Origin of the sequence: Staphylococcus lugdunensis, assembly GCF_002901705.1 — a bacterium.
Lineage (GTDB): Bacteria > Bacillota > Bacilli > Staphylococcales > Staphylococcaceae > Staphylococcus > Staphylococcus lugdunensis.
Genome location: NZ_PPPV01000012.1, coordinates 25902 through 39283, shown reverse-complemented (window position 1 = coordinate 39283; position 13382 = coordinate 25902). Strand labels below are relative to the sequence as shown.

At 35.5% G+C, this 13382-nt stretch carries 13 protein-coding genes and 1 rRNA gene; all 14 read right to left on the bottom strand.

Features of this window, described 5'->3' with window-relative positions:
- Positions 1 to 65 precede the first annotated feature (65 nt).
- The 14 genes from rrf to CD041_RS00740 all read right to left on the bottom strand — a co-directional run bounded on the left by rrf (position 66) and on the right by CD041_RS00740 (position 13381).
- Positions 66 to 180, bottom strand: a 5S ribosomal RNA gene (gene rrf / locus CD041_RS00810).
- Between the two features lie 409 nt (positions 181 to 589).
- Positions 590 to 2077, bottom strand: coding sequence for a lysine--tRNA ligase (lysS, locus tag CD041_RS00805; protein ID WP_070648391.1), 1488 nt, complete (start codon positions 2075 to 2077; stop codon positions 590 to 592).
- A gap of 524 nt (positions 2078 to 2601) precedes the next feature.
- Positions 2602 to 3081 (bottom strand): 2-amino-4-hydroxy-6-hydroxymethyldihydropteridine diphosphokinase, encoded by a 480-nt coding sequence (gene folK / locus CD041_RS00795; RefSeq protein WP_070648389.1) that lies wholly within the window; start codon positions 3079 to 3081, stop codon positions 2602 to 2604.
- Entirely contained in the window at positions 3082 to 3447 is a 366-nt protein-coding gene (gene folB, locus CD041_RS00790; RefSeq protein ID WP_002461453.1) for a dihydroneopterin aldolase, read from the bottom strand. It abuts the gene before it with no gap.
- Positions 3425 to 4228 carry a dihydropteroate synthase gene (gene folP / locus CD041_RS00785; RefSeq protein ID WP_070648387.1) on the bottom strand — a complete coding sequence of 268 codons (804 nt, stop codon included), beginning with the start codon at positions 4226 to 4228 and terminating at the stop codon, positions 3425 to 3427. The genes folB and folP overlap by 23 nt, the downstream gene beginning before the upstream one ends.
- Positions 4229 to 4449: 221 nt before the next feature.
- The gene (cysK, locus tag CD041_RS00780) at positions 4450 to 5382 is read right to left on the bottom strand and encodes a cysteine synthase A (RefSeq protein WP_002479495.1); all 933 of its coding nucleotides are present in this window, start codon (positions 5380 to 5382) and stop codon (positions 4450 to 4452) included.
- 177 nt (positions 5383 to 5559) lie between these two features.
- Positions 5560 to 6444, bottom strand: a complete 885-nt coding sequence (gene hslO / locus CD041_RS00775; protein ID WP_002461457.1) for an Hsp33 family molecular chaperone HslO — start codon at positions 6442 to 6444, stop codon at positions 5560 to 5562.
- Positions 6445 to 6624: 180 nt separating this feature from the next.
- Entirely contained in the window at positions 6625 to 8712 is a 2088-nt protein-coding gene (gene ftsH, locus CD041_RS00770) for an ATP-dependent zinc metalloprotease FtsH (RefSeq protein WP_070648385.1), read from the bottom strand.
- A gap of 277 nt (positions 8713 to 8989) precedes the next feature.
- Complete coding sequence (gene hpt / locus CD041_RS00765; RefSeq protein ID WP_002461459.1) at positions 8990 to 9529, bottom strand: hypoxanthine phosphoribosyltransferase; 540 nt, start codon at positions 9527 to 9529, stop codon at positions 8990 to 8992.
- A 2-nt stretch (positions 9530 to 9531) separates the two neighbouring features.
- A complete protein-coding gene (gene tilS, locus CD041_RS00760) occupies positions 9532 to 10824 on the bottom strand; it encodes a tRNA lysidine(34) synthetase TilS (RefSeq protein ID WP_002461460.1) in 1293 nt (430 codons plus the stop codon).
- Positions 10825 to 10927: 103 nt separating this feature from the next.
- Entirely contained in the window at positions 10928 to 11326 is a 399-nt protein-coding gene (locus tag CD041_RS00755; protein ID WP_002461461.1) for a S1 domain-containing RNA-binding protein, read from the bottom strand.
- 167 nt (positions 11327 to 11493) lie between these two features.
- The gene (gene divIC, locus CD041_RS00750) at positions 11494 to 11892 is read right to left on the bottom strand and encodes a cell division protein DivIC (RefSeq protein WP_002491863.1); all 399 of its coding nucleotides are present in this window, start codon (positions 11890 to 11892) and stop codon (positions 11494 to 11496) included.
- Between the two features lie 23 nt (positions 11893 to 11915).
- Positions 11916 to 12194 (bottom strand): RNA-binding S4 domain-containing protein, encoded by a 279-nt coding sequence (locus CD041_RS00745; protein ID WP_002461464.1) that lies wholly within the window; start codon positions 12192 to 12194, stop codon positions 11916 to 11918.
- Positions 12191 to 13381 carry a MazG nucleotide pyrophosphohydrolase domain-containing protein gene (locus CD041_RS00740; protein ID WP_070648383.1) on the bottom strand — a complete coding sequence of 397 codons (1191 nt, stop codon included), beginning with the start codon at positions 13379 to 13381 and terminating at the stop codon, positions 12191 to 12193. The genes CD041_RS00745 and CD041_RS00740 overlap by 4 nt, the downstream gene beginning before the upstream one ends.
- Between the last annotated feature and the right edge of the window lies 1 nt (position 13382).

Here is a 13382-nt window from a genome sequence, read left to right as displayed (position 1 = left end):
ACCGCCGACCCTCTGCTTGTAAGGCAGATGCTCTCCCAGCTGAGCTAATTCTCCGATTCATCATTGCCTGGCAACGTCCTACTCTAGCGGAACGTAAGTCCGACTACCATCGGCGCTAAGGAGCTTAACTTCTGTGTTCGGCATGGGAACAGGTGTGACCTCCTTGCCATTGTCACCAGACAAATAGCTTACTTTACTAATTTTACTAACTTTATTCAAACGTTTCAATAGTCAATTTTACACTTTGTTTAAAATTGATTTACATTGCGTTTAAATTTCACGCCCATGAAATTGACGACTTTTATATGTTACAACACATCATTAGTCATGTCAATTGTTTTTTATATATTTTTTCATGATATATCATTCATCATTTTTTCTCTTTGACACTCGATAAATGTTATCATATCTGCACGTTAAAATCTATTCTTTTTTTATAGATTTTTTCTTCACAACTAAGATTATTAATTTAAGTGCGATATGAATTGTATATTTAAAATGCCCAAAGCTTAATTTGCTTCGGGCATTTATTTCGTATATTCGATTATCAGTGTCGTACTTGTATTTTGTACAAATCTGTTGCTATCATTTATTTTTGTCGCATATATGGGAATAATAGTACATCACGAATAGATGGTGAATCTGTTAATAACATCACAAGTCTATCAATTCCGATTCCTAATCCACCTGTTGGCGGCATACCATATTCTAATGCTTCAATGAAATCTTCATCCATTTCATGTGCTTCATCATTACCTTGTGCTTTTTCTACTAATTGTGCTTCAAAGCGTTCTCTTTGATCGATTGGATCATTTAGTTCTGTGAAGGCATTTGCATGTTCTCTTCCAACAATAAATAGTTCAAAACGATCTGTAAATCTTGGGTCTTCCGGATTTTTCTTCGCTAATGGTGATATTTCGATTGGATGTCCATAAATGAATGTTGGTTGAATAAGTGTTTCTTCAACTTTTTGTTCAAAGAACTCATTCAAGATATGTCCATACTTCATGTTTTCTTTAATTTCAATACCGTGTTCTTTAGCTAATGCTTTTGCTTCTTCGTCTGATTTTACTTGATAGAAATCTACACCTGTATCTTCTTTAACTGCATCTACAATATGCAATCTTGTCCAAGATGATTCTAAATCGATTTCTTCTCCATTGTATTGAACTTTTGCTGAGCCAAATACTTCTTGTGCAATATGGCGAATGAGTGATTCTGTTAAATCCATAATATCGTGGAAATCTGCATATGCTTCATAAAGTTCAATCATTGTAAACTCTGGGTTATGTCGAGTTGAGACACCTTCGTTACGGAACACACGACCTATTTCATATACTTTTTCTAAGCCACCTACAATAAGACGTTTTAAATGTAATTCAATAGCTATTCGCATATATAAAGTTGCATCTAAGGCATTATGATGTGTTACAAATGGACGTGCAGCAGCTCCACCAGGTATTTGATGCATCATTGGTGTTTCTACTTCTAAAAATCCTTTATTATTTAAATAGTTACGCATTTCTTGAATGATTTTACTACGATGAATGAACGTTTGCGTACTTTCTTTGTTTGTAATTAAATCTAGATAACGTTGGCGATAGCGTTGTTCAATATCTTGTAAACCATGGAATTTATCAGGTAACGGACGTAATGCTTTAGATAATAAAGTGAAGGTTTTAGCTTTAACTGTTAATTCACCTGTATTCGTTTTAAACATAACACCATCAATACCAACAATGTCTCCAAGGTCAGCGATTTTCCAAATATCAAACTGTTCTTCTCCAACTTGATCTTTACGTACATATATTTGAATTTGACCTGACAAGTCTTGAATATGTGCAAAACCTGCTTTACCTTTACCACGTTTAGTCATTAAACGACCTGCGATGGTTACATGACTTTCTGCCTCTTTATCATGTAATTCCTCTTTAGAATATTGATCCCATGCTCCTTTTAAGTCATCAGCCATAGCTGTACGTTCAAAGCGTTTCCCAAAAGGATCAATACCTAAATCGATTAGTTCTTGTAGCTTTTGACGACGGACCTGCATTTGGTCATTCATTTCTTCTGACATTCTGCTCTCTCCTTTAAACTTCTTGTTTTTCTGTTGGTTGTTGCATAATTTCTTGTTGGAAATGTTGTAAGGTATAATCATTCCTTGTTCTGTTTCGGCTTAAGGGCTTTACATGCTTTGCCATGGCCATTAACACCTTTTAATTACCAAGAAGTGTGTTTACGCATTTCCATAACACCAATCTTTTCTCCCTTTAATTCTACAAGACGGCGCGTATGTAATAAAGCAATTTCCACTTTATCTTTTAAAGTTGGCTCATCTATAAGTGCTCATGTTTCGAGGTAATGGAAGGTACGATAAATTATCCGTGAATTACCTAAGGCTTTTCATCTTATCATTACAACATCTATACCCGATTAATCAAGCATTTTTTCTCAAGTTAGGATGATGATTATCACTATTGCCATTAACTGAGAAACGGTAAGTCGGAAAGTGGAATAATATTCCCCCACCATACATAAGGGATTAATACGACGCTATTTCAATTTCTACGTCTCCAGTTTTCCACATATTTCATTAGCCTCTCATTGTTTATACTTTTTAACTGAATCGTCTGCCTTAACTAGGTTTCCAATCGTTTGTTTGGAATGAGGTTCTATTTTCGTCGACGCAATGTCATTGAGGGGTATCAATACGAATGCACGTTCTGTCATCCTTGGGTGGGGAATCGTTAGTTGATCCAACTCTATGATGTCATCTCCATATAATAAGATATCAACATCTAATGTGCGTGGACCCCAACGTACTTCTCTCACTCGATGTAACTGTTTTTCAGTTTCTAAACAACAATTGAGCAATTCTCGTGGTGTAAGTTGCGTATTTATTTCAACACATAAATTTAAGAATTGTGGTTGTTCTGTATAACCCACAGGAGCTGTTTCGTATATTGGAGAAACTTGTGTAACCTTAATACCATCAAAATAATCAAGGATGTCTATTGCCTGCATCAACTGTTTATGACGATTGCCAATATTACTTCCTAAACCTAGATAAGCTTGTACCATTTAATAATTCTCCCTCACTATTTCTATACCAACGCCATCATAATGACCTGCAATCGGAGGATTTTCTTTAGTGATTCTGACTTTCGTTTCCATTACACGATTATAGTGTGAATTTATACGTTTTGCAATACGTTCTGCAAGATGTTCTATCAATTGACAAGATGGCCCTTCAACAATGTTTTTAACATCTTCAAAGACCTCACCATAATGCACAGTGTCTTTGACATTATCCGTTTTCCCTGCTTCAGTCAAATCAACTTTAAGTGTTACATCTACTATAAAAATTTGGCCAAGTTCATTTTCTGCATGAAGCGCTCCATGATAGCCATAAAAACGCATGCCATTAAGAAAGATGATATCGCTCATGTTCATTCTCCTTTAAAAAGTCGATGCTTTGTGCAAGCTTTACATTTAAGTCTACATTATGCACGCGAACCGCCTGAATGCCTTTCATTATACCATAAACCGTCGTAACAGCTGTTGCTTCATCTCGTTCTGCTGGCGTTGTCTCTTTGCCAATCATTTCTTTAATAAAGCGTTTACGACTCGTGGCTAATAGCACTGGATATTCTGTTGCCACAAGTTCATCTAATCGTGCCATGACTTCTTTTTCTTCACTTCTTGATTTAGCAAAACCAATACCAGGGTCTAACCATATGTTCCCTTTTTCTATGCCTGCCATTTCTGCTTTATTAGCCTGAGTCAATAACGATAATAGCATTTCTTCAACAACAGGTTGTTCTCTCTGACCATCGCCGTTATGCATTAACACAATTTCTGCATTATAGTCACTAACCACATCAAATATTTTAGGGTCATATAATCCCGCCCATTGGTCATTTATCATTGTAGCCCCAAGCTTTAAACAAGCCTCTGCTACCTCACTACGATATGTATCAACAGAAATTTGAACGTCTAATTTAACCAATTGTTCTACTACAGGTACAACGCGTTCCATTTCTTCCTCTAATGATACTTCCGTATGACCTGGTCTTGTGGATACGCCACCCACATCAATGATATCCACACCTTCATCTATCATCTCTTTTGCTCGTGCGACTGCCTTGTCCACTGAATTGTATTTACCCCCATCAGAGAACGAATCCGGCGTCACATTTAAAATGCCCATAATTTTTGTTTTCGTCATTTTTTTCACCCTTTGCTTTCTTAAAAAATGAATATGTAACACTGCAACTACATTTAAATCATTAACTTATAAATAATGATACACTCATTTGAGAAACATTTCAGTATTTGCAATTTAAAATTCATCTATTTCTCTTATAGATTTTACACTGGCTTTTTCAAAAAACAAAAAAGCCAGTGAAGCCAACTGGGACTTCACTAGCATATTAAATGAACTATAAATTAGTCGTCAAATGAATATAACGGTGTAGATAAGTAACGTTCGCCATTACTTGGTAATACGGTTAATACTGTTTTTCCTTTACCTAATTCTTTAGCTTTTTGAATTGCTGCGTGAATGGCTGCACCTGAAGAAATACCTGCTAAAATACCTTCTTCTTTAGCCACACGACGTGATGTTTCCATCGCAATGTCATTGCCAACTTGAATGATGCTATCATAGATATCTGTGTTAAGTGTGTCTGGAACGAAACCAGCACCTAAACCTTGTAATTTATGTGGACCAGGTTCACCTCCACTTAATACTGGAGATGCTTCTGGTTCGATTGCCACGATTTCAATATTTGGATATTTTTCTTTTAATACTTTACCAGCACCTGATAAAGTTCCTCCCGTACCTACACCAGCTAAGAAAGCATCAATTTGTTTACCTTCAAATTGTTCAACAATTTCTGGACCTGTAGTCAATTCGTGAATTTCAGGGTTTGCTGGGTTTTCAAATTGTTGTGGTTCGAAATAACCATGTTCTTCTTTTAATTCTTTAGCCTTTTTAATTGCACCTTTCATCGCTTCTGATCCGGGTGTTAATACTACTTCTGCACCATAAGCTTTCAATAAATTACGGCGCTCTAAACTCATTGTTTCTGGCATTGTAAATACAGCTTTATAGCCTTTCGCAGCACAAACAAATGCAAGTCCGATACCAGTGTTACCACTTGTAGGTTCAACTATCGTATCGCCAGGTTTAATTTTACCTTCTTTTTCTGCTTTTTCTATCATAGCAAGCGCAATACGATCTTTAACAGAACCACCTGGATTTTGATATTCTAATTTCACGTATACATCTGCTGCATCAGCGTCTACAACGTTTCTCAATTTGACTACTGGTGTATTGCCAATAATTTCTGTAATATTATCAACTATTTTTTGTGCCATTAAAAAACACTCCTTTATTCTAGTTTGACTAAATGCTTAGTTCTTTAATCGGATATAGTTATATCATATCAGAATTTTCTAAAAAAACAAATGTATTTACCCATTTATGTCTCTAAAACTATTATACATCTTTGTGTTTCCCTGACCTAGTATCATCTAAACTACCATTGACTCATGCTATGCTTGTAATTGTTCGAGAACCCCCTGTAGCTCCGCTTCAGTATAGTTATATTTTTGATTACAAAAATGACATGTAGCCTCTGCGCCATGATCCTTTGTAATCATATCTTGTATTTCTGCTTCTCCTAACCCTTTAATAGCATTTAAAAATTTTTCATGACTGCATTGACATTCGAACTGAACGGGTGTCTTATCGATGATTTGAACGTGTTCCTGTCCAAGAATTTCGCTTAGAATGCTTTCAGGTGTTAACCCTTGTTCAATCAGTTTGGATACTGGTGTCATGTGCTTAATTACATTTTCTAAATGCGTAATCGTATCATTTGATGCGCCTGGCATAACCTGTATTACAAAGCCACCTGCTGCTTTAATAGAGTTATCTGGATTAACTAGCACTCCTAAACCAACAGAAGATGGTGTTTGTTCACTTGTTGCATAATAATATGTGAAGTCTTCTCCTAGTTCTCCGGACACTATCGGACTTGTTCCTGTAAAATAATCCTTCATTCCAACATCTTTTACTACCATAATGGACCCCTCTGTTCCTACTGCACGTTTTACATCTAATTTTCCTTGTGCATTTAATGGAAAATGTGTTTGAGGATGATCGACATAAGCGCGTATATTACCTCGCGCATCAGCATCAGCAATAATTTTACCTATCGGCCCTTTGCCGTCAACTGTAACTGTTAATTTTTGCGCTCCTTTGAGCATTGCCCCCATCATCACTGTGGCAGTCATAGTTCTTCCCATAGCTGCAGAAGCAGTTGGCCAAGTATAATGACGCGTTTGAGCTTCTTGTACGGATTCTGTGGTAAGTGCAGCATATGCTCTTATTTCTCCACCATACGCCAATGCTTTTACTATATAATCATGTGTCATAAACAATCTCCTTATATACTTTTATATTTTATTTATCAAGTTTTTTCTTATTATGAGCAATTATTATACACCTGTTGTTTATATCAACAAAATGACCTGCTTGTATCAGTTTCGTTTCGTTAAAAAAATCAAAAAGTCTCCTTCCGCAGTAATTCATATGCAGAAGGAGACAGATTAATATCATTGTTGTCTATGATCAGGCTGGTTTGGATCACTTGGATTATATGGTTTATCAATATTTGGTGCTTGTTCGTGTGCTGTGTCATCTGACTCAGTTGCACGATCTTTTTCTGATGCATCTTTGTTCGTGTCTTCGTCTTTGTCACCTTGCTCTAATTGTTCTTCACGAATTTCATCATACGATTTGCCATATTTACCATCGCTAAAATCAGTATCGTCTTTATTTACTATTTTTGCACTATCATAATCTACTTCTGGCATTTTACCATCATAGAATAATGAGCGAATTTGTTCAGCAACTAATGTTTCCTCAGTTAATAGTGTTTTAGCAATAAGTTTTAACTGATCTTGATGTTCTATTAATATTTGTTTACAACGTTCATATTGTTCTTTAATAATACGTTGTACTTCTTTATCGATTTCATAAGCAATTTGACCTGAATAATTAGGTTCACCTTGCATATCTTTGCCTAAGAAGACTTGCCCGCTACTACTATTAGAAAATTGTAATGGTCCTAATTTTTTACTCATACCATATTCTGTGACCATTGAGCGTGCAATTTGGGTAGCTCTTTCAAAGTCGTTTGATGCCCCTGTAGATACTTCACCAAAGTTAATATCTTCAGACACACGTCCACCAAGCAAACCACAAATTTTGTCTAACAATTCTGGTTCTGTCATTAAGAAGCGATCTTGTTTAGGTAACATCATCGCATATCCACCGGCTTGACCACGTGGTACGATAGTTACTTTATGCACAATTTCCGCCTCGTCAAGTACCATCCCAATAATGGTATGTCCTGCTTCATGATGTGCCACGATATTTCGTTCCTTATCAGAAATAACACGAGATTTCTTAGCTGGACCAGCAATAACGCGGTCGGTTGCTTCTTCGATATCGCGCATATCAATTTTATTTTTACCTTCACGCGCAGCAATCAATGATGCCTCATTTAGTAAGTTTTCTAAATCAGCACCAGAAAATCCTGGTGTTCTTTGAGAAATAGCTTTTAAATCTACAGTTTCATCAAGCGGTTTGTTTTTAGCGTGAACATGTAGAATCGCTTCACGGCCTTTTACATCAGGGCGACCTACTTGAATTTGACGGTCAAAACGACCTGGACGTAATAATGCTGGGTCTAAAATGTCTGGTCGGTTTGTTGCTGCAATCATGATAATACCTTCATTTTCACCGAAGCCATCCATTTCTACTAAGAGTTGGTTGAGTGTTTGTTCTCGTTCATCATGGCCACCACCAACACCTGCACCACGTTGACGACCTACGGCATCGATTTCATCGATGAAAATAATACAAGGCGCATTCTTTTTAGCATTTTCAAATAAGTCACGCACACGACTTGCGCCGACACCAACGAACATTTCAACGAAGTCTGAACCACTGATTGAGAAGAATGGTGCACCAGCTTCACCGGCCACGGCACGCGCAAGCAATGTTTTACCTGTACCTGGAGGCCCTACTAAAAGCACACCTTTAGGTATACGTGAGCCCATTTGTTTAAATTTCTTATTATCTTTTAAGAAGTCAACAATTTCAATTAATTCCTGTTTCTCTTCGTCAGCACCGGCAACATCACTAAAGCGTACACGACGTTTCTTGTTATCGTACATTTTTGCTTTGGATTTACCAAAGTTCATCATACGACCGCCTTGTCCCCCACCTTGTGCTTGACTTAGGAAGAAGATGAACAATAATGCAATAATTAAAACTGGAATAAGTGTTGTTAAGATACTTACAAATACACTTTGTTTTTCTTCTTCTTTAACAGTGAATTTTAACCCATCTTGTTTTTTTGCTTTATCTGTGATGTTTTGTAAGTCTTTTTCATTGTTATAAAGTATTGTTGATGAATAATCTTCATCTTTTTTCGTCTTACCACTTACCATGTAAACATTTTGCTCTGGTTGGATTTCTAAAGACTTCAGTTCACCTTTATCCAACTGTTTAACAAATTGCGTATATGTAAGTTGCTTTGGCATGTTCCCATTATTGTTTATATAATTGAAAACGCCAAACAAAATAACGCCAATAATTGCGATAACTAGCACATTGCGAAATGCTTTTTGCATGCGTCGTTTCCTCCTACTTCCATAATAAAACTAACAAAAATTGTAACACAATACATCTTTTTAAGGCTAGTATTTCAACTTTAATATTAGTTTCTATAGCCTTTTTACTTATCATTATTACATTCCCTATTATCACTATTTTCTATAGCACATAAAACATTATAGTTTCATTTCTTTTGTACACTATTTATTTAAGAGAGTTATATAAATCGAGTCTACACTATTAGACATTTTTCGCATAGTATTTTACTTTATTTTATATCAGAAGATAAATCACTTATTTTGTGTAAACTTCGGGTTTAAGCGTGCCAATGTAAGGTAAATTACGATAATGTTCTCCATAATCTAAGCCATAACCTACAACAAATTCATCGGGAATTTTTTTACCTACATATTTTGCTTCGATATCTGCTTTTCGGCGATTAGGTTTGTCTAATAGCGTTACAATTTCTAATGAATTTACTTTTCTAGATTGTAGTAACTCAGTAATTGATTTTAAAGTTGTTCCTGTCTCTAATATATCTTCAATGATTAAGACATCTTTATTCTCAATTGATGTACCTAAATCTTTAATAATTTGAACCTCACCAGTAGATTCTGTACCTCCGTGATAACTTGAAACATCCATAAAATCTATAGCAAGATGTGTATCAATGCGTTTAATTAAATCTGCCATAAACATAACAGAACCTTTTAAGATTCCAACACAAACTAATGGTTTATTTTGATAATCTTGTGTGATTTGTTCTCCTAGTGTTTTACAAAGTGTTTGAATCTCTTCTTCTGTTAAAATTATTTCCTTTAAATCATTATGCATAGTTATTCATCTCCGTTATTAATAGTTAAATAATCTTGGTGGGTTCGTGATATATATAGTTGGCCAACCGCTATAATATGCTGCTCAGCATCAACAACAATAGGCATTATATTTCTTTCATTCATGTCTACCTTGTGGTCAATCATCAAACGGCTGACTTTTTTATGTGCTGTTTGTCCATTTAAGCAAAAAATATCCCCGTTTTTACGCGTACGAATCGTCAGTGGGAAAACATCAGCTGGCATTTGCTCGTCAACTATAATATGACTATTGCCAAAATGGTAATGCCCATGGTGATAAATTTTAATAGGTTCAACTGATGTTTGCTGTTGATATTTAGCCATTATTATAAATTTATCATATGCAATTTTAATATGCCATTGTTCTGTTAACCCAATTTCAAATTGGGCTTTATCATTAGCTATTTGATGGAACCATTCATGATACGTTCTTTCAGAGTATGGTGCAGGAATATCCGTATACTGTAGTAAGCAGTCCATCAGCATGACTTTATCGTAATATGGCAGACGATTGAATCGTGTTCTTGGGCACGTTATCATAGTATGATTATGATTCATATTCACATAATCTTGAATGAATCGCGAAATTTTATTTTCTAATTGCTCCATCTGTGCATCATGCCAGGCTTTTAATTTCAATAATTGCTCAACATCTAATTGCTCATTATCATTAATTTCAGGTATTAAGCGATTGCGAATGTCATTACGTACATATTTATTTATATGATTTGAACAATCTTCATAAAAAGGCACATGATGCACTTGTTGAAAATATCGAATGTCTTGTTTATGAGATTGTAGTAATGGTCGGCATATTTTGTATTGCTCTCTCGCCGTAAGATAAGACATGCCTAATCGACTGCGTGTTGCCCGTCCAGAAAACAAACGGTAAAAGATGGTTTCAAGTTGATCATCTAAATGATGTGCAGTGAGTAACACATCCGCATTTAATTCATGCATTTTATAATCAAACCATTGATAACGCATTTGTCGTGAGTCATTTTGTATACTTTTCCCGGAAGCTACTAAATGTGATAAATCTAAATGTTTAATATCATATGATAACTGGTGTTGTTCACAGTAGGTTTGAAAAAAACGTTCTTCCTCTATCGATTCTTCTCGCAAACCATGATTGACATGTAGACATGTTAACTTGCGATAGGTGTCACGATAGAGATGGGTTAAAGCGTATAACAGGCACATGCTATCAACACCTGTAGATACGGCTAAGACAATATGGTCCTCTACAGTCCAACCACTCGTGTCTACTTTCATATAATCCCACCTTTTATAATTTTAATCTGTATCTATTTTTATCAAAGAGCTGTCAATAAAAATAGACTGCTCCTTGAGTAGAAACAGTCTATTTTTAACCGCATTAACGTCTTGAACCTTTACCACCACGTCTAGATTCTGTTTGTCGTTTAATCGTTGTGAGTTTATCTTCACTATCTTTTAAGAAATTACTTAGTTTCTTTTCAAAATCTTCAGCTTTTTGTGGCGGTTTACTATGATGTGATTTGTGTTGTGGTCTACGTGGTCGATCTTTTGCTTTTTTAATTGATAAGCTGATTTTTCCGTCATCCGCAATTGATAATACTTTAACTTCAACTTCATCACCGATTGATAAATGGTCCTCTACATTTTCAACGTAATTATCTGCCACTTCACTAATGTGTACTAAGCCACTTTTCCCTTCAGGTAATTCGACGAACGCACCAAATTTTTTGATACCTGTGACTTTACCTTTAAGCTTATTTCCTACTTCGATTGACATATTCTAAATAAATCCTCCCGATATGATTCGATTTTATCCTTATTATATTCCTGTTTTAATATTTTCACAATGCTATAGCTAGATTATTTTAAGATTAGCTGCTGTTTCTAATAAAACTGTTAACTGTATCCTCTATATTTAATTGTTTTTACTATTTTATAAAGCGATTAGCGATCATCATCTGTCGACTTTGACTTATCTGACTGTTTATCACTTGGCAATTTAAAGATAACCTCTCCTTTATTACTCAAATAGTAATCATCACGCGCAATTTTCTCTACGTAATCCGAGTCGTTCAAATTACTCAGTTCCTCTTTTAATGCAATTTCTTCATCTTGTTGTTTTTGAAATTGTTCTTCTTTATGTTTTCGTTCAGCAGCATCTTCACTATTACTTTGCTTTTGAAGGACAAGCACGATAATTAACATTAATATAATGGCTAATAGTATACCACCAAACACTGTAATTCTACGGCGAACAATACGCATTTTCATCTTATTTCGTTGCTTTTGTTTGTTTCTTTGTGATGTGTACTGATTACCTATTTGTTCTACTTTTTTATCCAATGCTTGTCACCTCCTTTAAGCCATTATTCATCAAATTGTGGTTCATTTTTAGTACGTTCTTCTTTGATCAATTCGTACATGCCTTTAGCATTTTCTTTTGTTGCATGTTCATTTAATGCAGTTACTTTAACTGTAACTAACTTTTGACCAAAGCGAATGACTAATTCATCTTCAACCTTAACATCTGTACCTGCTTTAGCAACGTTACCATTAACAGTAATACGACCTTGGTCACTGATTTCTTTAGCCAAGGTACGTCGTTTTACTAAACGTGATACCTTTAAATATTTATCTAATCTCATGACTCTGCCTCTCCTTGCTGTAAATAGGCTTTGAGCATATTTTCATCAAAGTCTTTATTTTTGGTTTTATCATACAACGACATGAAGTGGTCTGCAAATACTTTCTCGAATTTGACGCGTGGTGTTTTGCCTTCTTGTTGTTTCGCCTCTAGCCAAATAGTATTTAAATCATCTATTGTTTCTGCATGTTGTTCTCCAAAGATATGAGGATGACGTCGAATCATTTTAGCATTTAAGCCGTCAATAACTTCACGTATATCCATATAGCCTTCTTTTTTACCAATACTGGTATGTAATAATACTTGTAGTAAAATATCACCAAGTTCTTCAATCATATGCCAATCATCTTTATTATCAATCGCTTCAAATAATTCAAATGTTTCTTCTAGTAAATAGCGTTTCAATGAGGCATGTGTTTGCGCTTTATCCCAAGGACAACCGTGGTCATCATCGACAAGTGTGTCAATGGTTTGTACCGCAAAATCAAAGTCTGAATATAGCACACGCTCGTCTTCAACTGCAGGTACAAAAACACTAGTTAGATTATTAAAATAAGATGCATCACGGTCTAATTCGTAGAGCGGTAACTCCGTTATTTGTGCATTATCACCATGCGCACCATCAACGATTTTAACATGGTAATCATCCGGATAGCGTTCCATCAAAGTAATTTTCAAATCTGCAGCTACCATATTACTATAAACTTGTGTAATGATTGTAGCTGTGCGCACATTCAAACGGTCTGGCTGTATATCTGTACCATCCAACATTGTAAAGCCATCATTCGGATCAATTTTTACCGCGGCAAAAATATCATCGATAAAACTTTTCCCTCCAAGTACATTCACACTGACATCATCTCGTTGCTTCTCCGCTTCTAACAATAGCATCGTCGTTGTTTCTGCAACATAAGGATGACCGGGCACCGCATAAATGACGTCTTGTTGTTGTGCCAATTCTAATAAACGATCGACAATGGTTTGATAAACATCTTCAAAAGATTGATGTGCTTCATAGATATCATCAAACGTTTCAAAATGTATATCCTCACGCAATGCTTCTATAACAGGATGTGCTAACGTTCGTGCATATACACAGTTTTGTTGTTGAATAAATCGATATATTCCTAATGGTAAATCGTCTAAACCATAATTTCCAAGACCAATAATTGTAATCTTATGCGTCATA

Bases quoted from the DNA above. Each gene is read 5' to 3' on its own strand.
- lysS (WP_070648391.1), bottom strand. From the start codon at position 2,077: ATGTCAGAAGAAATGAATGACCAAATGCAGGTCCGTCGTCAAAAGCTA.
- folK (WP_070648389.1), bottom strand. From the start codon at position 3,081: ATGGTACAAGCTTATCTAGGTTTAGGAAGTAATATTGGCAATCGTCAT.
- folB (WP_002461453.1), bottom strand. From the start codon at position 3,447: ATGAGCGATATCATCTTTCTTAATGGCATGCGTTTTTATGGCTATCAT.
- folP (WP_070648387.1), bottom strand. From the start codon at position 4,228: ATGACGAAAACAAAAATTATGGGCATTTTAAATGTGACGCCGGATTCG.
- cysK (WP_002479495.1), bottom strand. From the start codon at position 5,382: ATGGCACAAAAAATAGTTGATAATATTACAGAAATTATTGGCAATACA.
- hslO (WP_002461457.1), bottom strand. From the start codon at position 6,444: ATGACACATGATTATATAGTAAAAGCATTGGCGTATGGTGGAGAAATA.
- ftsH (WP_070648385.1), bottom strand. From the start codon at position 8,712: ATGCAAAAAGCATTTCGCAATGTGCTAGTTATCGCAATTATTGGCGTT.
- hpt (WP_002461459.1), bottom strand. From the start codon at position 9,529: ATGCATAATGATTTAAAGGAAATAATTTTAACAGAAGAAGAGATTCAA.
- tilS (WP_002461460.1), bottom strand. From the start codon at position 10,824: ATGAAAGTAGACACGAGTGGTTGGACTGTAGAGGACCATATTGTCTTA.
- CD041_RS00755 (WP_002461461.1), bottom strand. From the start codon at position 11,326: ATGTCAATCGAAGTAGGAAATAAGCTTAAAGGTAAAGTCACAGGTATC.
- CD041_RS00745 (WP_002461464.1), bottom strand. From the start codon at position 12,194: ATGAGATTAGATAAATATTTAAAGGTATCACGTTTAGTAAAACGACGT.
- CD041_RS00740 (WP_070648383.1), bottom strand. From the start codon at position 13,381: ATGACGCATAAGATTACAATTATTGGTCTTGGAAATTATGGTTTAGAC.